The 23,918-nt window shown below is 55.3% G+C and carries 20 protein-coding genes and 7 tRNA genes; 25 read left to right on the top strand and 2 right to left on the bottom strand.

Annotated features, from left to right (window positions below):
* The 10 genes from AAGR22_RS07320 (at position 1) to AAGR22_RS07275 (ending at position 4,840) form a co-directional block, all read left to right on the top strand.
* Positions 1–1,218: an N-acetylglucosamine repressor gene (locus AAGR22_RS07320; protein WP_067702304.1), complete on the top strand. Its 1,218-nt coding sequence runs from the start codon at positions 1–3 to the stop codon at positions 1,216–1,218.
* Positions 1,219–1,235: 17 nt separating this feature from the next.
* Positions 1,236–2,003 carry an HAD-IIA family hydrolase gene (locus tag AAGR22_RS07315; RefSeq protein ID WP_067703648.1) on the top strand — a complete coding sequence of 256 codons (768 nt, stop codon included), beginning with the start codon at positions 1,236–1,238 and terminating at the stop codon, positions 2,001–2,003.
* Positions 2,004–2,263: 260 nt separating this feature from the next.
* Complete coding sequence (gene asnB / locus AAGR22_RS07310) at positions 2,264–3,931, top strand: asparagine synthase B (protein WP_345831151.1); 1,668 nt, start codon at positions 2,264–2,266, stop codon at positions 3,929–3,931.
* Between the two features lie 218 nt (positions 3,932–4,149).
* Positions 4,150–4,226 (top strand) — tRNA-Met (locus AAGR22_RS07305).
* A 7-nt stretch (positions 4,227–4,233) separates the two neighbouring features.
* Positions 4,234–4,318: transfer RNA gene (locus AAGR22_RS07300), tRNA-Leu, on the top strand.
* Positions 4,319–4,341: 23 nt separating this feature from the next.
* A tRNA-Gln gene (locus AAGR22_RS07295) sits at positions 4,342–4,416 on the top strand.
* Positions 4,417–4,454: 38 nt separating this feature from the next.
* Positions 4,455–4,529, top strand: a tRNA-Gln gene (locus AAGR22_RS07290).
* 37 nt (positions 4,530–4,566) lie between these two features.
* Positions 4,567–4,643: transfer RNA gene (locus AAGR22_RS07285), tRNA-Met, on the top strand.
* A 7-nt stretch (positions 4,644–4,650) separates the two neighbouring features.
* Positions 4,651–4,725, top strand: a tRNA-Gln gene (locus AAGR22_RS07280).
* Between the two features lie 40 nt (positions 4,726–4,765).
* Positions 4,766–4,840, top strand: a tRNA-Gln gene (locus AAGR22_RS07275).
* A gap of 291 nt (positions 4,841–5,131) precedes the next feature.
* On the opposite strand, the gene ubiF is transcribed toward AAGR22_RS07275, so the two are convergent.
* Positions 5,132–6,310, bottom strand: a complete 1,179-nt coding sequence (ubiF, locus tag AAGR22_RS07270) for a 3-demethoxyubiquinol 3-hydroxylase (RefSeq protein WP_067702298.1) — start codon at positions 6,308–6,310, stop codon at positions 5,132–5,134.
* Between the two features lie 195 nt (positions 6,311–6,505).
* Between ubiF and miaB the strand changes: the two genes are divergently transcribed.
* The 10 genes from miaB (at position 6,506) to AAGR22_RS07220 (ending at position 17,814) form a co-directional block, all read left to right on the top strand.
* The gene (miaB, locus tag AAGR22_RS07265) at positions 6,506–7,930 is read left to right on the top strand and encodes a tRNA (N6-isopentenyl adenosine(37)-C2)-methylthiotransferase MiaB (protein WP_067703645.1); all 1,425 of its coding nucleotides are present in this window, start codon (positions 6,506–6,508) and stop codon (positions 7,928–7,930) included.
* A gap of 210 nt (positions 7,931–8,140) precedes the next feature.
* Positions 8,141–9,202, top strand: a complete 1,062-nt coding sequence (locus tag AAGR22_RS07260) for a PhoH family protein (protein ID WP_067702295.1) — start codon at positions 8,141–8,143, stop codon at positions 9,200–9,202.
* Positions 9,199–9,672: an rRNA maturation RNase YbeY gene (gene ybeY, locus AAGR22_RS07255; protein ID WP_345831150.1), complete on the top strand. Its 474-nt coding sequence runs from the start codon at positions 9,199–9,201 to the stop codon at positions 9,670–9,672. Before AAGR22_RS07260 ends, ybeY begins: the two co-directional genes overlap by 4 nt.
* A 91-nt stretch (positions 9,673–9,763) precedes the next feature.
* Positions 9,764–10,642, top strand: coding sequence for a CNNM family magnesium/cobalt transport protein CorC (gene corC / locus AAGR22_RS07250; protein ID WP_345831149.1), 879 nt, complete (start codon positions 9,764–9,766; stop codon positions 10,640–10,642).
* A gap of 6 nt (positions 10,643–10,648) precedes the next feature.
* A complete protein-coding gene (lnt, locus tag AAGR22_RS07245; RefSeq protein WP_345831148.1) occupies positions 10,649–12,187 on the top strand; it encodes an apolipoprotein N-acyltransferase in 1,539 nt (512 codons plus the stop codon).
* 92 nt (positions 12,188–12,279) lie between these two features.
* Positions 12,280–12,552, top strand: coding sequence for a hypothetical protein (locus tag AAGR22_RS07240; protein WP_345831147.1), 273 nt, complete (start codon positions 12,280–12,282; stop codon positions 12,550–12,552).
* Between the two features lie 2,019 nt (positions 12,553–14,571).
* The gene (locus AAGR22_RS07235; RefSeq protein WP_345831146.1) at positions 14,572–15,474 is read left to right on the top strand and encodes an amino acid ABC transporter substrate-binding protein; all 903 of its coding nucleotides are present in this window, start codon (positions 14,572–14,574) and stop codon (positions 15,472–15,474) included.
* Between the two features lie 196 nt (positions 15,475–15,670).
* Positions 15,671–16,411, top strand: a complete 741-nt coding sequence (locus AAGR22_RS07230; protein WP_067705536.1) for an amino acid ABC transporter permease — start codon at positions 15,671–15,673, stop codon at positions 16,409–16,411.
* Positions 16,411–17,088 (top strand): glutamate/aspartate ABC transporter permease GltK, encoded by a 678-nt coding sequence (gene gltK / locus AAGR22_RS07225; RefSeq protein ID WP_067705535.1) that lies wholly within the window; start codon positions 16,411–16,413, stop codon positions 17,086–17,088. Before AAGR22_RS07230 ends, gltK begins: the two co-directional genes overlap by 1 nt.
* Positions 17,089–17,814, top strand: a complete 726-nt coding sequence (locus AAGR22_RS07220; protein WP_067705533.1) for an amino acid ABC transporter ATP-binding protein — start codon at positions 17,089–17,091, stop codon at positions 17,812–17,814.
* 127 nt (positions 17,815–17,941) lie between these two features.
* Here the strand turns inward: AAGR22_RS07220 and AAGR22_RS07215 are convergent, their stop codons facing one another.
* Positions 17,942–18,424 (bottom strand): zinc ribbon-containing protein, encoded by a 483-nt coding sequence (locus tag AAGR22_RS07215; protein ID WP_067705531.1) that lies wholly within the window; start codon positions 18,422–18,424, stop codon positions 17,942–17,944.
* 223 nt (positions 18,425–18,647) lie between these two features.
* Here AAGR22_RS07215 and leuS point away from each other — a divergent pair, with 223 nt between their 5' ends.
* The 5 genes from leuS to rsfS all read left to right on the top strand — a co-directional run bounded on the left by leuS (position 18,648) and on the right by rsfS (position 23,918).
* Complete coding sequence (leuS, locus tag AAGR22_RS07210; RefSeq protein ID WP_345831145.1) at positions 18,648–21,230, top strand: leucine--tRNA ligase; 2,583 nt, start codon at positions 18,648–18,650, stop codon at positions 21,228–21,230.
* 14 nt (positions 21,231–21,244) lie between these two features.
* Entirely contained in the window at positions 21,245–21,841 is a 597-nt protein-coding gene (lptE, locus tag AAGR22_RS07205; protein ID WP_345831144.1) for an LPS assembly lipoprotein LptE, read from the top strand.
* Positions 21,838–22,869 carry a DNA polymerase III subunit delta gene (gene holA / locus AAGR22_RS07200; RefSeq protein WP_345831143.1) on the top strand — a complete coding sequence of 344 codons (1,032 nt, stop codon included), beginning with the start codon at positions 21,838–21,840 and terminating at the stop codon, positions 22,867–22,869. Before lptE ends, holA begins: the two co-directional genes overlap by 4 nt.
* Entirely contained in the window at positions 22,862–23,518 is a 657-nt protein-coding gene (nadD, locus tag AAGR22_RS07195; RefSeq protein WP_067705525.1) for a nicotinate-nucleotide adenylyltransferase, read from the top strand. Before holA ends, nadD begins: the two co-directional genes overlap by 8 nt.
* An 82-nt stretch (positions 23,519–23,600) precedes the next feature.
* Positions 23,601–23,918: a ribosome silencing factor gene (gene rsfS, locus AAGR22_RS07190; RefSeq protein ID WP_067705523.1), complete on the top strand. Its 318-nt coding sequence runs from the start codon at positions 23,601–23,603 to the stop codon at positions 23,916–23,918.

The following is a 23,918-nucleotide window of genomic DNA, read 5'->3' as shown; positions in this document are numbered from 1 at the left end:
ATGACCAGCGGCGGACAGGCTCAGATAGGAAACGTTGATTTAGTTAAGCAGCTTAATAGCGCAGCCGTATACCGGCTTATCGATCAGCAAGGACCGATTTCACGTATTCAGATTGCCGAGCACAGTCAGCTTGCTCCCGCCAGCGTCACCAAAATTACCCGTCAGCTTATTGAACGCGGGCTGATCAAAGAAGTGGATCAGCAGGCCTCTACCGGAGGCCGCCGCGCCATCTCAATCATTACCGAAACGCGGGGATTCAACACCATCGGCATCCGTCTGGGACGCAGCGATGCCACACTCACCCTTTTCGATCTCAGCGGAAAATCCCTGGCTCAGGAAGATTATGCCCTGCCAGAACGCACCCAGGAAACCCTGGAACACGCCCTGTTTAACGCCATCGCCCGCTTTATGGAACAGTACGAGCGAAAGCTGCGTGAGCTGATTGCCATTTCCGTTATTTTACCCGGGCTGGTCGACCCGGTTAACGGGATTATCCGCTATATGCCACATATCAACGTCAACTGCTGGCCGCTGGTCGCAAACCTGCAGGCACGGTTTAACGTCACCAGCTTTGTCGGCCACGATATTCGTAGTCTGGCCCTGGCCGAGCACTACTTTGGTGCCTCCCGCGACTGCGCTGACTCCATCTTAGTGCGCGTACATCGCGGTACCGGTGCCGGGATTATCGCCAATGGCCATATTTTTCTCGGCAGTAATGGCAACGTTGGCGAGCTGGGTCATATTCAGGTGGATCCGCTGGGGGAGCGCTGCTACTGCGGCAATTTCGGCTGTCTGGAAACCATTGCAGCGAATAGCGCGATTGAAAAACGCGTACGTCACCTGTTGTCCCAGGGCTATGCCAGCGTCCTGCGCGAGGAGTGTGGTATTCACCAGATCTGTCAGGCTGCTAACCGTGGAGATGCGCTGGCGACCGAAGTCATTGAACACGTTGGCCGCTATCTCGGCAAAGCCGTTGCCATTGCAATAAACCTCTTTAACCCACAAAAGGTGGTGATTGCCGGTGAGATTACTGAGGCGGAAAAGTTGTTATTGCCGGCCATTGAGGGCTGCATTAATACGCAGGTGCTGAAAGCCTTTCGCAAAAATCTGCCGGTCGTTCGTTCCGAACTGGACCATCGTTCAGGCATCGGCGCTTTCGCTCTGGCGAAACGTGCCATGCTTAACGGCATCTTATTACAACACTTACTGGAAGGTTGATGAGCGCTTTAACCCTGATGAACAGCGAAAGCAGTACGATTAAAAATGTCATCTGCGATATTGATGGCGTGTTAATGCACGATAATACGGCGGTGCCGGGTGCCAACGATTTTCTGCAACGCATTTTAGCCAGGGGATTACCCCTGGTGGTGCTGACGAATTACCCGTCGCAGACCGCGCTTGACCTCTCCAACCGTTTTGCCTCGGCAGGAATCGATCTGCCGGACAGCGTCTTTTATACCTCCGCCATGGCGACGGCTGATTTTCTGCGGCGTCAGGAGGGGAAAAAAGCGTATGTGGTCGGCGAAGGCGCGCTGATCCACGAACTGTACAAAGCGGGCTTTACCATCACCGATATCAACCCGGATTTTGTCATTGTCGGGGAGACCCGCTCATACAACTGGGACATGATGCATAAAGCGGCCTGGTTCGTTGCTAACGGCGCCCGCTTTATTGCCACCAATCCGGACACCCACGCCAGGGGTTTTGTGCCAGCCTGCGGGGCCCTCTGCGCCGGGATCGAAGTCATTTCCGGGCGTAAGCCTTTTTACGTTGGCAAACCAAGCCCATGGATCATCCGCGCCGCGCTCAATAAAATGCAGGCGCACTCGGAAGAGACGGTTATCGTCGGTGATAATCTGCGTACCGATATCCTGGCCGGTTTCCAGGCCGGGCTGGAGACAATATTGGTGCTATCAGGCGTCTCAACGATGAGCGATGTTGATGCTATGCCTTTCCGTCCCAGCTGGATTTATCCGTCAGTGGCCGATATCGATATTATCTGATTCGGGCTCACCCTCCCGCACCTGCTCATCTTTTAAACACAATCACCCGTAAATTGACGATTATGCAATTTTAATCGCAGTTTACTGGTGATCCATCAATATTATCCGCAATGCAACAGACTATTTTTCAGAGAATGGCTAAAACGCTTGCATCATCCGGGGCAGATAGCGCATTTTCATAGTCACAGGGCGAAAACTGTCGCCGTTGACGATTCACATTACCATCATCACCGTTCAGGGATGTCGAGAGGGAGTTAGCTATGTGTTCAATTTTTGGCGTGCTGGATCTGAAAACTGATTCTGCCGAACTGCGTAAGAAAGCCCTGGAGCTTTCACGTCTGATGCGTCACCGTGGCCCCGACTGGTCCGGCGTTTATGCCAACGACCACGCGATTCTTTCACACGAACGCCTGTCAATTGTTGACGTGAACAACGGCGCGCAGCCTCTGTATAACGCCGCCCATACGCATGTGCTGGCCGTGAACGGTGAAATCTATAACCATCAGGCACTGCGGGCCGAACTGAGCGACCGCTATGAGTTTCAGACCGAATCCGACTGCGAGGTGATCCTCGCGCTCTATCAGGAAAAAGGCGTCGACTTCCTTGACGAGCTGCAGGGCATGTTCGCCTTTATTCTGTATGACAGCGTTAAAAACACCTGGCTGATTGGTCGCGATCATATCGGTATTATCCCGCTTTATATGGGTAACGATGAGCACGGTAACCTGTTTGTTGCCTCGGAAATGAAAGCGCTGGTGCCGGTTTGCCGCACCATGAAAGAGTTTCCGCCGGGCAGCTACCTCTCCAGCACCGACGGTGAGATCCGCCGCTACTGGCAGCGCGACTGGTTCAGCTATGAGGCTGTTGAACACAACAAAACCGATGCACCAGCGCTGAAAGAGGCGCTGGAAGAAGCGGTGAAAAGCCATCTGATGTCTGACGTGCCTTATGGTGTTCTGCTGTCGGGTGGGCTGGACTCCTCGATTATTTCTGCCGTGACCAAAAAGTATGCGGCGAAGCGCATTGAGGATCAGGATAAGAGCGAGGCCTGGTGGCCACAGCTGCACTCCTTCGCCGTCGGTCTGGAAGGCTCACCCGATCTGAAAGCCGCCAAAACCGTTGCTGACCATCTTGGTACCGTCCACCACGAGATTCATTTCACCGTGCAGGAGGGTCTGGATGCCATCCGCGACGTGATTTACCATATCGAAACCTATGACGTCACCACCATTCGCGCCTCTACGCCAATGTACCTGATGTCACGCAAAATCAAAGCGATGGGCATTAAAATGGTGCTGTCGGGCGAAGGGGCCGATGAGGTATTTGGCGGCTATCTCTACTTCCATAAGGCACCGAATGCCAAAGAGTTCCACGAAGAAAACGTGCGCAAACTGCTGGCCCTGCATATGTTTGACTGTGCCCGTGCCAACAAAGCGATGTCTGCCTGGGGCGTGGAGGCACGCGTGCCCTTCCTGGACAAAAAATTCCTCGACGTGGCGATGCGCATCAATCCGGCAGATAAACTGTGCGGTGCCAACGGCAAAATGGAAAAACACATCCTGCGCGAGTGCTTCTCCTCTTACCTGCCGGAAAGCGTGGCATGGCGCCAGAAAGAGCAGTTCTCTGACGGCGTCGGCTATAGCTGGATCGACAGCCTGAAAGAGGTGGCCGCACAGCAGATCTCCGATCAGCAGCTGCAAACGGCGCACTTCCGTTTTCCGTACAACACGCCGACCTCTAAAGAGGGCTACCTGTACCGTGAAATCTTTGAAGAGCTGTTTCCTTTACCCTGCGCGGCGGAATGCGTCCCCGGCGGTCCTTCGGTCGCCTGTTCATCGGCAAAAGCCATTGAGTGGGATGAAGCGTTCAAAACCATGGATGATCCATCCGGTCGTGCCGTGGGCGTGCATCAGTCAGCCTATAAATAAGCGAACACTTTATCTGTGAAAACGGGGCCTTACCGGCCCTTTACCGTTTGTTTTGCGCACGTTACCTTCAGAATTTGTTGATTTAATCATCAGGCTGGTTATAACCCAGACAAACGAAGCATTTCAGGGCAAAAACGGGAAAAAACTTGTTGACGCTTTCAGGTCAACTCCGCATAATGCGCCCCGCAACGCCGATGAAGGTAGCGCGAAATAAAGATGGCTACGTAGCTCAGCTGGTTAGAGCACAGCACTCATAATGCTGGGGTCACAGGTTCGATTCCCGTCGTAGCCACCATCTTTTTGCGGGAGTGGCGAAATTGGTAGACGCACCAGATTTAGGTTCTGGCGCCGCAAGGTGTGCGAGTTCAAGTCTCGCCTCCCGCACCATTATCATCGCGGTTTTGCACGGATGGGGTATCGCCAAGCGGTAAGGCACCGGTTTTTGATACCGGCATTCCCTGGTTCGAATCCAGGTACCCCAGCCAGTTTTCTTGATGGTCGCTGTACTGAGTGAAACGGACATTGGGATATCGCCAAGCGGTAAGGCACCGGTTTTTGATACCGGCATTCCCTGGTTCGAATCCAGGTATCCCAGCCATTAAGAAATATGTTAGTGTAGTAACGCAGTAAAATTAGGCTACTTAGCTCAGCTGGTTAGAGCACAGCACTCATAATGCTGGGGTCACAGGTTCGATTCCCGTAGTAGCCACCAATTTTATTGGGGTGTCGCCAAGCGGTAAGGCACTGGTTTCTGATACCAGCATTCCGGGGTTCGAATCCCTGCACCCCAGCCATAAAAAAGACGATTTGCATTGCGAATCGCACCCAAGAAATTGGGGTGTCGCCAAGCGGTAAGGCACTGGTTTCTGATACCAGCATTCCGGGGTTCGAATCCCTGCACCCCAGCCATTAAGTAAAGAAGCCCGCTTTTGCGGGCTTTTTTACGTCTGCTGTTTATCAGGGCATCCTCCTCCTGGCCAGATAGCAGAATTCACATCCAGACTACCCGCAATATACTAATAACTGAGCAGAACACTGCGCCATTTAGTTGCCTGGCCAGGTTGCGCCATGCACAACGCGGGTAGGGTGAGAATCTCTCTGTTGAGCCCCGGCGCGCGCATCCCTGCGTCCGGCGGTCTGCCTGTTACGTTGCCGCCACCGGTAGCACTATTTGAGACCGCCATTCAGCGGGAGAGCGATTTAAAGGCCCAGCGCGTAGCGTAACGCCTGGCGCTTCAATACGCCCGAGCGCTCTGCCACCATCAGCCCAAGATTACGCATAACGCGCAGCGGCGCAGACGGATTGCTAAAGGCGAAGTAAAAGAGATCCATCCCGCTTTGCATCAGCAGATTGTCGGTTTGCCGCTGACGCTGATAGCGGCGCAGTACGCCCGCCGATGCCCAGTCCTCGGCTTTATCACGCGCAGCCGTTAGCGTGTTAATCAACGCGTCCACGTCGCGATAGCCCAGGTTAACGCCCTGCCCGGCCAGCGGATTGATGGTGTGTGCGGCATCGCCTACCAGCGCCAGTCCGGGTAACACATAGCGAATCGCGTGGCGGCGCACCAGAGGAAAGGATCCGGCGGTAACCGGCTTGACGTGCCCCAGCCTTGCCGGAAAATGTTTGATAATTTCCAGCTCCAGCTGCTGCATGGTCATGGCCTGAAGCTGCCGAATACGTGCCGGGCTGTCGTACCACACCAGCGAAGCCCACCCGTCGGACAGCGGTAAAAATGCGCGCGGGCCATTCGGTGTGAATTGCTGCCAGGTACAGTCACCGGCATCCCGATCGCAGCGGACGCTGATAAGCATGCAGGACTGGGCATAATTCCAGCCGTGAATGCCCATTCCTGCCAGCTGCCTCACCTGAGAGTTGGCACCATCGGCACCCACCACCATCCGGGCGGTCATCTCCTCGCCGCTTTCCAGGCGCAGACGCCAGCCGCCGTTGCAGGGTTGCAGGTCCTGAAGGCGGGCAGGCGCAATCAGACTCACATCCTGCTGCGTGAGCCGCTGCCAGAGCGCGCTTTGCAATACGCTGTTTTCCACCATAAAACCTAATTCCGGCAGCCCCAGCGACTGCGCGTCAAACCCCACCTGTGCGGTATGCCACTCCCAGGTTTCCAGCCGGCGGTAGGGTGTGGCGCGCATCTGCTGCACCCGAGGCCAGACCTCAAGCTGCTTAAGCAGGTCTACCGAGGCTGCACTGACGGCAGAAATCCTGACGTCGGGATTGCTCTGTGGATCAAACTGGGCAGGTGCCTGCTGTTCAAGCACCACCACCTTAAATCCCTGCGTCGTCAGTCCGCTGGCCAGCGCGGCTCCCACCATCCCGCCGCCAACAATGACGATATCCTCGTTCCGCGTATGTCCTGTCATTATTTTATCCTTTACCGGTGGACTACGGTGCCCTTACCTCTACACCTGTAAGGGACAATTTGTTACCCTTAGTGTATCGGATTTTGCGGGGCCAGTTGAAATCGTAAACGTAAAAGCCTGTATGCTGGTCACCACCGCAGCAAAGCATTACAATACGCGCCCTGCATTCCTTCCTGCATGATAAATGGCAACCAGATGACCCAAAAACTGCATATCAAAACCTGGGGCTGTCAGATGAATGAGTACGACTCATCCAAGATGGCTGACCTGTTAAACAGCACGCATGGCTTCACGCTGACCGACGTCGCGGAAGAGGCCGACATTCTGCTGCTTAACACCTGCTCGATTCGTGAAAAGGCCCAGGAAAAAGTGTTTCATCAGCTTGGACGCTGGAGAACGCTGAAGGAGAGCAACCCTGACCTGATTATTGGCGTCGGCGGCTGCGTGGCTTCGCAGGAAGGCGAGCACATTCGTCAACGTGCCAGCTATGTTGATATCGTTTTTGGACCCCAAACGCTGCACCGTCTGCCGGAAATGATCAATACCGTACGCGGTTCGAAAAGCCCGGTTGTGGATATCAGCTTCCCGGAAATCGAAAAATTCGATCGGCTGCCCGAACCCCGCGCAGAAGGGCCATCGGCCTTCGTCTCCATTATGGAAGGCTGCAACAAATACTGTACCTTCTGCGTGGTGCCCTACACCCGTGGTGAAGAAGTTAGCCGCCCCTGCGATGATATTCTGTTCGAGATAGCCCAGCTTGCTGCCCAGGGCGTGCGTGAAGTTAACCTGCTCGGTCAGAACGTGAACGCTTACCGGGGTGAGAGCTTTGATGGTGAGATTTGTAGCTTCGCCGATCTGCTGCGTCTGGTGGCCGCCATTGACGGCATCGACCGCATTCGCTTTACCACCAGCCACCCTATTGAGTTCACCGACGACATTATTGATGTCTACCGCGACACGCCTGAGCTGGTGAGCTTCCTCCACCTGCCGGTGCAGAGCGGTGCGGATCGTATTCTGACCCTGATGAAGCGTGCTCATACCGCGCTGGAATACAAGGCGATTATTCGCAAGCTGATTGCGGCGCGCCCCACCATTCAAATTAGCTCCGACTTCATTATCGGCTTCCCTGGCGAAACCGAACAGGATTTTGAGCAGACAATGAAGCTGATTGCCGATGTGAATTTCGATATGAGCTTTAGCTTTATCTACTCCGCACGCCCCGGCACCCCGGCGGCCGATCTGCCGGACGACGTACCGGAAGAGGAGAAAAAGCAGCGCCTGTGGCGTCTTCAGGAGCGTATTACCCAGCAGGCGATGGTATGGAGCCGCCGGATGATGGGCACCGTACAGCGTATTCTGGTGGAAGGCACCTCACGTAAAAACGTGATGGAGATGTCCGGCCGTACGGAAAATAACCGCGTGGTGAACTTCGAAGGAACGCCAGCGATGATTGGCAAATTTGTCGATGTCGAGATTGTTGACGTTTACACCAACTCCCTGCGCGGCGTGGTGGTGCGGACGGAAGATCAAATGGACCTGCGCAGCATTGAATCCCCGGCTTCCGTCATTGCGCGTACGCGTAAAGAGAACGAGCTGGGCGTAGGCTCCTTCCAGCCCTGATCCTACCCTTTTGCGGCAGGCCTCCGGGTTTGCCGCATGAATTCCCGCGCAGCGCCCTTGGTTTCCGGAACCGTCGCCCAAATATCTTTTTATACGCTTGCACATTCATGTGCAGCCATAAATAATTCTCTTATGCTATTGCCGCTAAACAGTGCGGCGCTGCCATAATACACCGTCCTCAACTGGCCCTGAGCGACCCAAAGGATTAGTTTGAATATCGAAACACGCGAAATTACCTTAGATCCCGCTGATAACCACCGTCTGCTGAGCCTCTGTGGCCCGTTTGACGACAATATTAAGCAGCTTGAGCGTCGGTTAGGCATTGAAATCAACCGCCGTGACAACGCGTTCAAGCTGGTCGGCAAAGCCCTGTGCGTCAATGCTGCCGCGACTATTCTGCGCGATCTGTATGTGGATACGGCACCGGTGCGGGGCCATATTCCGGATATCGATCCGGAACAGATCCATCTGGCGATTAAAGAGAGTCGGGTGCTGGAGCAGGCTGATGACCACGTGCCCGAGTTTGGCAAGGCGGTAAACATTAAGACCAAACGCGGCGTAATTAAGCCGCGTACGCCCAACCAGGCGCAGTACGTTGCCAACGTGCTCGATCACGACATCACCTTTGGCATCGGTCCGGCGGGTACGGGTAAAACCTATCTGGCCGTGGCTGCCGCCGTTGATGCGCTGGAGCGCCAGGAAGTGCGCCGCATCATGCTGACGCGTCCTGCGGTCGAGGCCGGTGAAAAGCTCGGCTTCCTGCCGGGCGATCTCAGCCAGAAGGTAGACCCCTACCTGCGTCCCCTGTATGACGCGCTGTTTGAAATGCTGGGCTTTGAGCGCGTGGAAAAGCTGATTGAGCGAAACGTGATTGAAGTTGCGCCGCTGGCGTATATGCGCGGTCGTACGCTCAACGACGCCTTCATTATTCTTGATGAAAGCCAGAACACCACCATTGAACAGATGAAAATGTTTTTGACACGCATCGGGTTTAACTCTAAAGCGGTCATCACCGGCGACGTGACGCAGATTGACCTGCCGCGTAACCTCAAGTCCGGCCTGCGCCACGCCATTGAGGTGCTTTCAGAGGTGGACGACATTAGCTTTAACTTCTTCCACAGCGAAGACGTGGTACGCCATCCGGTGGTTGCTCGCGTGGTTATCGCTTATGAAGCCTGGGAAGCGGCCGACCAAAAACGCCGTGACGCGCAGGCCGAAGAGCGCAAGCGTGAAGCCCTGGCGCTTCAGCTCGCCGCGCAGGAGCCAAAATGAGTACCGTAATCCTTGATTTGCAGCTTGCCTGCGAAAAGGTGGAAGGCCTGCCGGCTGAATCCGATTTTCAGGGCTGGCTGGAGGCGGTTTTGCCGCAGTTCCAGGAAGAGAGTGAAGTGACAATTCGTGTGGTTGATGAAGCGGAAAGCCGCATGCTGAATCACACCTACAGAAGTAAAGATAAGCCGACTAACGTCCTCTCTTTCCCATTCGAAGCCCCACCGGGTATCGAGCTTCCGCTGCTTGGCGATCTGATCATTTGCCGCCAGGTTGTGGAGCAGGAAGCCGCTGAGCAGGAAAAACCGCTGCTGGCCCACTGGGCGCACATGGTTATTCACGGTAGCCTGCATTTACTGGGTTATGACCACATTGAAGACGACGAAGCCGAAGAGATGGAGTCGATCGAGACCGAGATAATGCTTGCTCTTGGCTATGACGACCCGTACATTTCGGAGAAAGCGTTACCCTAAGCAGGCCAGCTGGCCTGATACCATCCCTGCCTCGCCCGTCGCGGCAGGGATATCTTCTTCTCACGACAAGAGTGACAGAAACAAAAACGCCATGAGCGATGACCATTCACAGAATAATGACAGTCCCAGTAGTAAAAAGGGATTCTTTACCCTTCTCCTCAACCAGCTATTTCACGGTGAGCCTAAAAACCGTGATGACCTGTTAGAGCTTATCCGCGACTCCGAACAGAACGAGCTGATCGATCCCGATACCCGGGACATGCTTGAAGGCGTGATGGATATCGCCGGGCAGCGCGTTCGGGACATCATGATCCCCCGCTCACAGATGGTCACTCTGAAGCGTAATCAGACGCTGGAAACCTGTCTGGATACCATTATAGAGTCGGCCCACTCCCGTTTCCCGGTCATCAGCGAAGATAAAGATCACGTTGAAGGTATCCTGATGGCAAAGGATCTGCTGCCGTTTATGACCAGCGGATCGGCGCCGTTCAGCATGGAGATGGTTTTGCGCCCGGCCGTGGTGGTGCCAGAAAGCAAGCGCGTTGACCGTATGCTCAAGGAGTTCCGCTCTCAGCGTTATCATATGGCGATTGTCATTGATGAATTTGGCGGCGTTTCCGGGCTGGTGACCATCGAGGACATCCTTGAGCTGATTGTGGGTGAGATCGAAGATGAATATGACGATGAAGAAGATCGTGATATCCGTCAGCTGAGTCGCCATACCTATACTCTGCGCGCCCTGACGCCGATTGAAGATTTCAATGACATTTTCGACACCAGCTTCAGCGATGAAGAGGTCGATACCATCGGCGGTCTGGTGATGCAGGCGTTTGGTCACCTGCCTGCGCGCGGTGAAAGCATCGAAATTGACGGCTATCAGTTCAAAGTCGCCATGGCGGACAGCCGTCGTATCATTCAGGTTCACGTCAGAATTCCGGAAAATTCGCCGCAACCGATTTTGGAAGAATAATTCGCAATGGCTATTGCTTCACTCTATCAGCGCCAGCGGGTTCGCCTGCTTTTAGCGCTGTTGACGGGTGCCTGTGGCACCCTTTCATTCTCGCCTTATGATTTCTGGCCAGCGGCTATTGTGTCGCTGGTGGGCCTGCTGGCATTGACCCTTAATCGATCGGTCCGTCAGGCCACGGCGATAGGCTTTGTATGGGGGATGGGCCTGTTCGGCAGCGGTATTAACTGGGTCTACGTCAGTATCGCCACCTTCGGGGGAATGCCGGGGCCGGTCAACGTTTTCCTGGTTATCCTGCTGGCCGCCTGGCTGTCGCTGTTCACGCTGCTATTTGCCGCCGTGCTTAACCGCCTGTTTCCCCGAACCACCTTTGTTCGCCTGGTTATTGCGGCACCGGCGCTATGGCAGGTCACCGAGTTTCTGCGTGGCTGGATCCTGACGGGCTTTCCATGGCTACAGTTCGGCTATAGCCAGATTGACGGTCCGCTCAAAGGACTGGGTCCATTACTGGGCGTTGAAGGCATTACCTTTGTGCTGATGATGGTCGCGGGGCTGGCGGTTTACGCCGTGGTGAAGCGCCACTGGATAGCCGCCGTTGTGGCGCTGGCTTTGCTTCTGCTTCCCTGGCCGCTGCGTCAGCTTAGCTGGTATCAGGCAATGCCAGAGCGCGCCATTAATGTCGCGCTGGTGCAGGGAAATATTCCTCAGTCGCTGAAATGGGATCCTAACCAGCTGATCAATACTCTGAAAACCTATACTGCGCTCACCCGTCCGTTTGTGGGCAAAGCACCGCTGATAATCTGGCCTGAATCGGCCATTCCGGATCTTGAAAGCAATCAGCAGCCTTTCCTGAAGTCGGTCGATGAGGAGTTACGTTCTCAGGGCAGTAGCCTGGTGACCGGCATCGTTGATTCCCGTCTGGAGCATAATCGCTATCATGACTATAACTCGATTATCGTGTTAGGCGGTGAGCAGCCCTATAGCTATAGCAGTAAGAACCGCTATCAGAAAAATCATCTGGTGCCCTTTGGGGAGTTTGTCCCGCTGGAGAGTTTGCTGCGACCGCTGGCACCCTTTTTCGATTTACCGATGTCTTCTTTCAGCCGGGGTGACTATATTCAACCCCAGCTGAAGGTGGCCGGGGTGAATCTGACCGCGGCTATCTGTTACGAGATCGTGCTGGGGCAGCAGGTCCGGGATAATTTCCGTCCGGATACGGATTTCCTGCTGACCATCTCTAACGATGCCTGGTTTGGCCACTCAATCGGCCCATGGCAGCATTTCCAGATGGCCAGAATGCGGGCGCTTGAGCTGGGCCGTCCTTTGCTTCGCGATACCAATAACGGCGTAACGGCGGTGATTAATGCCGATGGCGATGCGGAGGAGATGATCCCACAGTTTACCGCCCGCGTATTGGCGATGCAGGTGGTGCCCACTCAGGGTCTGACGCCTTATGCCCGCTTCGGTAACGCATCTGTATGGGTTATCACGCTGTTGTTTGGTTTCATCGCCGTAGTTCTCGGTATCAGAAATCGCCATCGCGCCTGATGTCGGTATTATTTGCCAGGCCCCTTTGGTTTCGACAAACTGTTGGAATTGCGGTGCTGGTCTCTAATACAGCGGCAATATCTGAGTAGTCGGTGGATAATCCCAGCGGTTGCCGGGCTGCACTATTTGCTGTGTCGGTGGATAATCCCTGCGGGTGCCGGGCGTCCTCGCGCCAGGCTTTGCCTGGTGCCTTTGGCTCCGGCTCCAGGCCGGACGGCCCGGTCGCGAGCGGGCATCCCTGCCCGCCGCTCCCTGAGTGCAGCATCCCTGCTGCCCTCGCCTGGCCTTCCGTCTTCGCCGCAGCGCTGCGGAATGCCCGTCACCCGCAGGGATTATCCACCTCTCAGGCTTCCGGGCCGCTTTGAGTAAAACCGTTTATCTGTCCGCAGTCTGCTGAGCTGCTCCGGTAAAAACGTTTATCTGTCCGCGGGCTACTGAGCTGCTCCGGTAAAACCGTTTATCTGTCCGCAGATTTCATAGCCTATCCCCGTTAAGGTTTGCTCTCGCGCAGGATTCGGCTCACTTTTCGATTTAGTTTTTGGTGCCGCTATTTAGGTCATTTAACTGCACCACAAAAAAACCAGTCACAATAAACTGTGCACTCTCAGTCTTCTAATTTTCTTCAAATCCCAACTATTTTGGTCATTGCATATTTCCTGTACGCATTCATATCTGGCGAAGAGTTTCCGGGAATCTCCGGCACCGCCCTTAAACGCAGCCAGCACAATGCAATAAGCAGACGGGTGGGGCCCGGTGACAGGCATTACGCAGCGCTGAACGCAGGGAGGAAGACCCGGATGGGCCAGCAGGGAGGCTGGCACAAGGGCATGCCGGGACAGGGATGTCACGTCACTGCCCGCTCCGAAAGATCGACGAGCGGAGCGAAGGAACCGTGCGAAGCGCGGCGTGAGGACCGCCAGGCACCGGGCACCACCCGTTGGCGACACCCCAGGCCTGTGCAGCACCGGGCTCCACCCGTAGGCGACCAGGCCCTGCCCTTACAGCTATGGGCTCAATACGCAGGCGACATTCGCAGGTCTCCCGCATACCAGATACGACCAGCTGGCGACGGCACTGAATCTTTAGCAGAGGAGTTTTCTTGTTTTTTTGCAGACTTCTTTCCATTTTCAAACCTGCCAAAAGAGTTTATGTAACCCCCGGAACCGCTCTTACCCCGCAGCCAGCACAATGCAATAAGCCGGCGGGTGGGGCCCGGTGCCTGGCATTCCGCAGCGCTGAGTGCAGAGAGGAAAACCCGGATGGGCCAGCAGGGATGCTGGCACAAGGGCATGTCGGGACAGGGATGTCACGTCATGACCGCTCCGAAAGGTCGACGAGCGGAGCGAAGGAACCGCGCCACGCGCGGCGCGAGGACCGCCTGGCACCGGGCACCACCCGTTGGGGACCACACAAGCCTTTGCCACACCAGGCCCTACCCGTTGGCGACCATAGGGGCCTCTGTCGCACCGTGCACTACCCGTAAGCGACGGCACTGAGTCTTTAGCAGAGGAGTTTTCTTGTTTTTTTGCAGACTTTTTTCCGTTTTCAAACCTGCCTAAAGAGATTATTTACCCCCCGGAACCGCTCTTACCCCGCAGCCAGCACAATGCAATAAGCCGGCGGGTGGGGCCCGGTGCCTGGCATTCCGCAGCGCTGAGTGCAGAGAGGAAAACCCGGATGGGCCAGCAGGGATGCTGGCACAAGGGCATGCCGGGACAGGGATGTCACGTCATGCCCGGTCCGATAGGTCGACGAGCGGAGCGAAGGCACCGCGCCACGCGCGGCGCGAGGACCGCCAGGCACCGGGCCCCACCCGTAGGCAACACCCCTGGCCTGTGCAGCACCGGGCCCCACCCGTTGGCGACCACCCCAGCCTTTGCACCACCCATTGGCGACATCCCAGCCCTTACAGCACCAGGTACCAGCCACAGACGACACTCCCGGTCTTATCGCACCCAACGTCGTGCCATCTAAAAACAGAACAACATCCCCCGCTGATTTTTTTTGGAACCCCTAACCCAATTGCCCCACATAACCTCCTGTGTCCACAACGGTTTCAGCAAACACACGTTGGCACGATGATTGCAAAATATTACGCAGAAATTGTATCCGGCCTGCAACATTCCTCTTAAAACAGAGTGTCCGCACTGTAACGGTTCATTTCCCGCCCCACGGCGGCGCAGCGCAAAAAAGACGCCCCTCTTTGGTGCGGCACAGTTCGCAAAAAGGAAACTTTTTTGTTTCATTACGTTAACATTCGGCTATGTTAGGGCTGTCCACCGTGCGGCTATGCCCTGGGATATAAAGAAAAGCAGCAAGCAGTCAAAAACCATAACATCATAATCGGCGCGCTTTATTGAGCGCACTAAATGAAGGAGTTGGAGATGAAATTTCGGAAGCTTGGGCTATGCCTTGCACTTTCTGGCCTTGCAGTTGGGATGACCCACGCAGCAGATGCACCTCAAACCACCACCCTGGACAAAATTGCCAAAAATGGCGTGGTAGTTGTCGGCCACCGCGAATCGTCGGTTCCTTTCTCTTATTACGATAACCAGCAGAAAGTTATCGGTTATTCACAGGACTACTCGGACGCCATCGTCGCAGCGATTAAAGCCAAACTGAATAAACCGGATTTACAGGTGAAAATGTTACCCATCACCTCACAAAACCGTATCCCCCTGCTGCAAAACGGCACCTACGATTTTGAGTGTGGATCAACCACCAACAACGCAGAACGCCAACAGCAGGCCGCTTTCTCCGACACCATTTTCGTTATCGGCACCCGTCTGCTGGTGAAAAAAGGCAGCCCGATTAAAGACTTCCCCGATCTTAAAGGCAAAACCGTGGTGGTCACCTCCGGCACCACCTCCGAAATTCTGCTGAATAAGCTCAATGATGACAAAAAAATGGGCATGCGCATCATCAGCGCCAAAGACCACGGCGACTCTTTCCGTACGCTCGAAAGCGGCCGTGCGGTGGCCTTTATGATGGATGATGCCCTGCTGGCCGGTGAGCGAGCTAAAGCGAAAAAACCGGATAACTGGGAAATCGTGGGTACGCCTCAGTCGAAAGAGGCCTATGGCTGCATGCTGCGCAAGGGTGATAGCGATTTTAAAAAGCTGATGGATGACACCATTGCGAAAGCCCAGACGTCCGGCGAGGCAGAAAAATGGTTTGGTAAGTGGTTCAGCCAGCCCATTCCTCCTAAAAACCTCAATATGAACTTTAGCCTGTCGGATGATATGAAAGCGACATTCAAAACGCCAAACGACAAGGTTCTGAACTAATAATGAAAATAAGGGCGTTCATCTTCGCCCTCTGATTGTTGAACACAGGCCCGGACAGACAACAGCCTGACCGGTCGTGACCGTAACGGCCGTACCAGGCGAAGAGTGTAACGTGGTCGTTCCCCACGGCGCACTGAAAGAGCCTCTCATCAATCTTCAGGGTAGCCTCGCTACCCTTTTTTTAACGGAGCCATTTATGTCAATCGACTGGAACTGGGGAATTTTTCTGCAACAGGCCCCATTCGGTAATACCACCTATCTGGGATGGCTGTGGTCCGGCTTTCAGGTCACCATTGCCGTCTCAATCTGCGCATGGATAATTGCTTTCCTGGTCGGCTCGCTGTTTGGCATTTTGCGAACCGTGCCCAATCGCCTGCTTTCCTCCCTCGGCACCTGCTACGTCGAGCTGTTTCGTAACGTTCCGCTGATCGTACAGTTCTTCATCTGGTATCTGGTGGTACCGGAACTGCTGCCTGAAAGTATCGGCATGTGGTTTAAATCGGAGCTCAATCCCAATATTCAGTTTTTTAGCTGCTCGGTCATCTGCCTGGGGCTGTTTACCGCCGCCCGCGTTTGCGAACAGGTGCGGGCCGCTATCCAGTCACTCCCGAGCGGTCAGAAAAATGCCGGGCTGGCGATGGGGCTAACGCTCCCGCAGACCTATCGCTACGTTCTGCTGCCTAATGCCTATCGGGTTATTGTGCCGCCGATGACCTCAGAAATGCTTAATCTGGTCAAGAACTCCGCTATCGCCTCAACTATCGGGCTGGTCGATATGGCCGCGCAGGCGGGCAAGCTGCTGGATTACTCCGCACATGCCTATGAATCTTTTACCGCTATCACCGTCGCCTATATCGCGATCAACGTGGTGGTGATGCTGCTGATGAGCCTGGTTGAGCGCAAAGTGCGGCTCCCCGGCGGCATGGGAGGCAAATAATGTACGAATTTGACTGGAGCACCATCGTCCCTAATCTGCCTTATCTGGCAAAAGGTCTGGTCATCACGCTGAAAATCACCGTGACGGCCATTGTTTTTGGCATTATCTGGGGGACGCTGCTGGCGATTATGCGTCTGTCCAGCATCAAAGCCGTCAGCTGGTTTGCGAAACTTTATGTCAATCTGTTCCGTTCGGTGCCGCTGGTTATGGTGCTGCTATGGTTCTATTTGGTGGTCCCCAGCTTTCTGCAACAGGTACTGGGGATCTCGCCAAAAACCGATATCCGTCTGATCTCGGCGATGGTGGCCTTCTCGCTGTTTGAGGCGGCCTACTATTCGGAAATTATTCGCGCCGGGATTATCAGTATCGCGGGCGGACAGGGGAAAGCCGCGCTGGCGCTGGGGATGACCCCGTGGCAGTCAATGAAACTGATTATACTGCCGCAGGCCTTTCGCGCCATGATCCCCCTGCTGCTTACTCAGGGGATTGTACTGTTCCAGGATACCTCCCTGGTCTACGTGCTTAGCCTGGCAGACTTCTTCAGAACCGCAGATACCATCGGCATTAATAACGGCACGGAGATTGAAATGGTGCTGTTTGCCGGTGCGGTCTATTTCGTTATCAGCCTTAGCGCTTCACTGCTGGTCAGCTACTTAAAGAAAAAAAGGACAGTTTAAATGATTACCCTGAAAAACGTTTCTAAGTGGTACGGTCACTTTCAGGTGCTGACCGACTGCTCTACCGAAGTCAAAAAAGGCGAAGTGGTGGTGGTGTGCGGCCCGTCAGGTTCGGGTAAGTCCACGCTGATCAAAACGGTCAACGGGCTGGAGCCGGTGCAGAAAGGCAATATTGAAGTCAACGGCACCGCCGTTAACGACAAGCGTACCAATCTGGCCCAGCTGCGTTCTCATGTCGGCATGGTATTCCAGCATTTCGAGCTGTTTCCTCATCTGACGATTGTCGAAAACCTGACCATTGCACAGGTAAAGGTGCTGAAACGCAACAAAGACGAAGCGCGGGAGAAGGGACTGAAGCTGCTGGCCCGGGTTGGCCTTTCAGCTCATGCCAACAAGCACCCAGGCCAGCTTTCGGGCGGGCAACAGCAGCGCGTAGCCATTGCCCGGGCGCTTTGTATGGATCCGATCGCCATGCTGTTCGATGAGCCAACGTCGGCGCTGGACCCCGAGATGATCAACGAAGTGCTGGACGTGATGGTGGAACTGGCTAATGAGGGGATGACCATGATGGTGGTCACGCACGAAATGGGCTTTGCACGTAAGGTGGCTAACCGGGTTATCTTTATGGATGAGGGAAAAATCGTGGAAGACTCGCCAAAAGATGATTTCTTCAATAACCCGCAGTCCGATCGCGCCAGAGATTTCCTGGCGAAAATACTGCACTAATGTGGCTTTGGTTAAAGCCTGAGCTTGCATGGCTTTGGCTAAAGCCTGAGATTGCGTGGCTTTGGTTAAAACTAAGCTCGCTGTCTGGTGGAAACCTAAAAGGCGACTCGCGTCGCCCTTTAAGGGATCACGGCTCAAAGGGTTGGCGATTAAACCGGTCATGGCCGCATTCCGGGCAGCGGGTAAGCGCTTCTGGCGTATAGATTGCGCGGGTAAAGTGGCACTGTTCACAAACCAGATTTCCCAGTCCGACAACCTCACCACTTTGATAAACCCCATGATGGTTGAGATCCTGAAAGACCTCGCGCCACTCGAGCTGGCTTTTATCCGTGATGTCTGCCAGCTCCTTCCAGACGCTTTCACGTATGACCCGCATAAAAACGCTGTCGCTGCTGTCGCGCGTGTTTTCGGTATAGCTACGGGCGAACTCCTGTAAATCGCGGCGAACCGCCCGGGTTACGTCGTCAATCTGTGCGTGAGTCAGCTCCCCCCGGTTGATCATCCGCTGCCTGCCGCTTTCGACCAGCGCATCAATATTATGCTCGCCCTGATTAATTCTTTCGGTCAGCGAAGCGACCAGTTCATGGTAATACTGAGCAACCTTGTTCATTTTCTCTCCTGAACGTTCCAACGCGTTTCGCTTTAAAGTCTAGCCTGAAACCAGAAATTGCGCGTAGAAGTCCTCCACCGACAGCAAAATTTGCCTGCCGTCTTCCAGCTTGCAGAGAAATGCCACCCGGGCGGCCAGTTACTATTGTTGCGCTGGTTGCTTATCAGCTATGCTATGCCGATCTAAACGAAATCATAAAGTTTACAAAGGACCACTGGCTGCCATGCAAGAGCAATACCGCCCGGAAGAGATAGAATCCCATGTTCAACAGCACTGGGATGAGAAGCAAACGTTCAGCGTTACCGAAGATACAGGTAAAGAGAAGTACTACTGCCTCTCCATGCTGCCCTATCCTTCTGGTCGCCTACATATGGGCCACGTGCGCAACTACACCATCGGTGACGTGATCTCGCGTTACCAGCGCATGTTGGGTAAAAACGTATTACAGCCTATCGGTTGGGACGCTTTCGGCCTGCCCGCTGAAGGCGCGGCGGTCAAAAACAAGACTGCTCCCGCCCCCTGGACCTACGAAAATATCGACTATATGAAGAAGCAGCTGAAGCTGCTGGGCTTTGGCTATGACTGGAATCGCGAACTGGCGACCTGTCAGCCGGAGTACTATCGCTGGGAGCAGTGGTTCTTCACCAAACTCTATGAAAAGGGCCTGGTTTATAAAAAAACCTCGGCGGTTAACTGGTGTCCGAACGACCAGACCGTGCTGGCTAACGAACAGGTTATTGATGGCTGCTGCTGGCGCTGCGACAGCAAGGTTGAGCGCAAAGAGATCCCGCAGTGGTTCGTGAAAATCACTGCGTATGCCGATGAGCTGCTGAACGATCTGGATACGCTGGAGAGCTGGCCTGAGCAGGTCAAAACCATGCAGCGTAACTGGATTGGTCGCTCAGAAGGCGTCGAGATCGCTTTTAAGGTCGAAAACAGCAGCGAAACGCTGCGCGTTTATACCACGCGCCCGGACACCTTTATGGGTGTGACCTACCTGGCCGTTGCCGCGGGTCACCCGCTGGCAGCCCAGGCGGCTGCCTCTAACCCTGCCCTGGCAGACTTCATCGCTGAATGCCGCAACACCAAAGTTGCCGAGGCCGAAATGGCCACGATGGAGAAAAAAGGCATGCCAACCGGCCTGTACGCCCAGCATCCGCTGACCGGTGAAACCGTACCGGTATGGGCGGCTAACTTCGTGCTGATGGAGTACGGTACCGGCGCGGTGATGGCTGTTCCAGCCCACGATCAGCGTGACTGGGAGTTTGCTACCAAATATGCCCTGTCGATCAAACCGGTTATCCTGAACGCCGACGGCAATGAACCAGACGTAAGTTCTGCGGCCATGACCGAGAAAGGCACCCTGTTCAATTCTGGTGAGTTCAATGGGTTATCCTCTGAGGACGGCTTTAACGCCATTGCCAATAATCTGGTGGCGAAAGGCGTTGGCGAGCGCAAGGTAAACTATCGCCTGCGCGACTGGGGTGTATCACGCCAGCGCTACTGGGGTGCGCCAATCCCGATGGTCACGCTGGAAGACGGCACCGTTATGCCAACGCCTGAAGATCAGCTGCCGGTCATTCTGCCGGAAGACGTCCTGATGGACGGCATCACCAGCCCGATTAAAGCCGACCCGGAGTGGGCGAAAACCACCGTTAACGGTCAGCCTGCGCTGCGTGAGACCGATACCTTCGACACCTTTATGGAGTCGTCATGGTACTACGCCCGCTACACCTGCCCGGATTACGATAAAGGCATGCTGGACCCGGCGGCGGCAAACTACTGGCTTCCGGTGGACCAGTACGTTGGCGGCATCGAGCACGCGATTATGCACCTGCTCTACTTCCGCTTTTTCCACAAGCTGCTGCGCGACGCGGGCCTGGTCACGTCCGATGAGCCAGCTAAGCGCCTGCTGTGCCAGGGCATGGTCCTGGCCGATGCCTTCTATTACACCGGCGAGAATGGTGAACGCAACTGGGTTTCACCGGTTGAGGTCACCCTCCAGCGCGATGAGAAAGGCCGCATCACCGAGGCAACCGACAGCACTGGCCGCGAGCTGACTTACGCGGGCATGAGTAAAATGTCCAAGTCGAAGAATAACGGTATCGATCCGCAGGTGATGGTTGAGCGCTACGGCGCAGATACCGTCCGTCTGTTTATGATGTTTGCTTCTCCGGCCGACATGACGCTGGAATGGCAGGAGTCCGGCGTGGAAGGTGCCAACCGCTTTATGAAGCGCGTGTGGAAGCTGGTCTTTGAGCATACGGAAAAAGGCGCATGCGCGAGTCTGGATATCGCCACCCTCAATGATGAGCAGAAAGCGCTGCGTCGCGATCTTCACAAGACCATTGCTAAAGTCTCCGACGATATTGGTCGCCGTCAGACCTTCAATACCGCGATTGCGGCGGTGATGGAGCTGATGAACAAGCTGCTGCGCGCTCCGCAGGAGAGCGAGCAGGACCGCGCCCTGATGCAGGAAGCGCTGATGGCGGTTGTGCGGATGCTCTATCCTTTCACCCCGCACGCCAGCTTCGTGCTGTGGCAGGCGCTGGGTGGCGCTGGCGAGGTGGATAACGCCCCGTGGCCGCAGGCGGATGAAGAGGCGATGGTCGAAGATTCTCTGCTGGTGGTGGTCCAGGTTAATGGTAAAGTACGTGGCAAAATTACCGTTCCGGCTGATGCCACGCAGGAACAGGTTCAGGCGCGGGCCGCGCAGGAGCATCTGGTCGCCAAATATCTTGATGGCGTCTCCATTCGTAAAGTGATTTACGTACCGGGCAAGCTGCTTAACCTGGTCGTGGGTTGATGTCAGGAGGAATTGTGCGAAATCCAGTAATGTCATTGTTAGTTGGCCTGGCGGTGTTGATCACCGCGGGCTGCGGCTATCATCTGCGCGGGACCACCTCGGTCCCACCGGAGATGAAAACCATGATCGTCGACACCGGAGACCCCTACGGTCCGCTGGCCCGCGCCGTGCGCGAACAGCTCCGTCTGAATAACGTAACCATCCTTGAAAAACCCGGCCTGCGTAAAGACGTTCCGTCGCTGCGCCTGCAGGGTGAAACGCAGGGACGGGATACCGCCTCAATCTTCCAGGACGGTAAAACCGCCGAGTACTCACTGATGATGACGGTCAATGCCCAGGTGCTGATCCCGAACAAGGGGATCTACCCGATCAGCGCAACGGTCTATCGCTCCTTCTTCGATAACCCGCTGGCGGCTCTGGCAAAAGACTCAGAGCAGAACATAATCATCACCGAAATGCGGACCCAGGCGGCCCAGCAGCTGGTGCGTAAGCTGTTGACCGTGCACGCGGCGGAAAACGACAGCGCGATTGATACGCTGAACGCCTCCCCGTCCGCGATCGATCAGATGTCCCCACGTTCTGTCCTGCCTGACAGTTCTCTGGCGAAATGATCAGGATTTATCCTGAACAGCTCAGCGCGCAGCTCCATGAGGGGCTGCGCGCCTGCTATATCCTTACCGGTAATGAACCCCTGCTGCTTCAGGAGTCTCAGGACGCCATACGTGCAGCGGCTCAGCAGCAGGATTTCACCGAACATTTCAGCGTTGTCATTGATGCCCATACCGAATGGGACACTATTTTCTCTACCTGCCAGGCGCTGAGCCTGTTTGCCAGCCGCCAGACACTGCTTCTCACCCTGCCGGAAAACGGGCCGAACGCGGCGATCGGCGAGCAGCTGGTCACGCTGTCCACGCTTCTTCATGCCGATATCCTGCTGATCCTGCGTGCCACAAAGCTGACCAAAGCCCAGGAGAATAGCGCCTGGTATAAAGCCCTTAGCGCCCATGCCGTTGTAGTGCCCTGCCAGACCCCAGAGCAGGCACAGCTCCCCCGCTGGGTATCCGCCCGGGCAAAAAGTCTTAAGCTAACGCTGGATGACGCGGCAAGGCAGCTGCTTTGCTACTGCTACGAAGGTAATCTGCTGGCGCTGGTTCAGGCACTGGAGCGACTGTCGCTGCTGTGGCCGGACGGCAAGCTAACGCTGCCCAGGGTTGAGGAAGCAGTCAATGATTCTGCACACTTTACCCCTTTCCACTGGGTGGATGCGCTACTGGCGGGCAAGAACAAGCGCGCCCGGCACATTCTCAGGCAGATGCAGGCGGAAGACAGCGAGCCGGTTATTCTGCTGCGTACCGTCCAGCGGGAGCTGATGATGCTGCTGAATTTGCAGCGTCAGATGGCAGGCACGCCGCTGCGTACGCTATTCGATCAGCATCGCGTCTGGCAAAACCGGCGGGCGCTGTACGGCGAAGCGCTACAGAGACTCTCCGCCCGGCAGCTCGCCCAGGCTTTCAGCCTGCTAACGCGTATTGAGCTGACGCTTAAACAGGATTACGGTCAGGATATCTGGCCCGATCTGGAAACGCTGTCGCTGCTGCTGTGCAGCAGCACCTTCCCCGAGCATTTTTGCGATGTCTGATAACCCTGGGCTGCATGCTCTTTTTGGCGGGACCTTCGATCCCATCCATTACGGCCATCTGAAACCGGTTGAGGCACTGGCGGCGCTGACCGGCCTGAGTAAAATTACGCTGCTCCCTAATAACGTACCGCCGCACCGCCCTCAGCCTGAAGCCACACCGGCCCAGCGGGTCGCGATGGTCAGGCTGGCGATTGCCGGTAATCCGCTTTTTGATGTTGACCTGCGCGAAATGCAGCGTGAAACGCCCTCCTGGACGTTTGAAACGCTCACCGCGCTGCGCCAGGAGCGCGGTGAACAACAATCTCTGGCGTTTATCATTGGCCAGGATTCACTGCTAAGTTTACACAAGTGGCATCGCTGGCAGGATTTGCTCTCTCTGACGCATCTGCTGGTGCTTAAGCGTCCGGGCTACGATAGCCAGCTGGAAACGCCTGAGCTGCAACAGTGGCTCTCAAAACACCTGACCACCGATCCCCGGCAGCTGCATGCATCTCCGGCAGGCCTTATTTATCTGGCCGCCACCCCGCTGCTGGCAATTTCAGCAACGGAAATACGCGAACGGCGCCATCATAATCAATCCTGCGACGGGCTTCTTCCCGCCGCCGTGCTGGCATTCATCAATGATGCGGGTTTATATCGCAACCCATAAGCTCATGGTATACTTCGCCGCTAAATTTTCCGGATCCACCGGAAAAAATCACTGTCAGGCTTAAAACCCAAGGGGGAACCTTTTGCAAGGTCAAGCACTCCAAGACTTCGTCATTGATAAGATCGACGATTTAAAAGGCCAGGATATTGTTTCTGTTAACGTTCAGGGCAAATCCAGCATCACCGACTGCATGATTATCTGCACCGGTACCTCAACGCGTCACGTCGCCTCCATTGCCGATCATGTGGTACAGGAAAGCCGTGCCGCAGGCCTGAAGCCGCTCGGCGTCGATGGCAAAGCGACCGCCGACTGGGTCGTTGTCGATCTCGGTGACGTTATTGTGCATGTTATGCAGGAAGAGAGCCGCCTCCTCTACGAACTTGAAAAGCTCTGGAGTTAA

This window comes from Erwinia sp. HDF1-3R, assembly GCF_039621855.1.
GTDB lineage: Bacteria > Pseudomonadota > Gammaproteobacteria > Enterobacterales > Enterobacteriaceae > Erwinia.
This window is presented reverse-complemented; position numbering and strand designations above follow the sequence as displayed.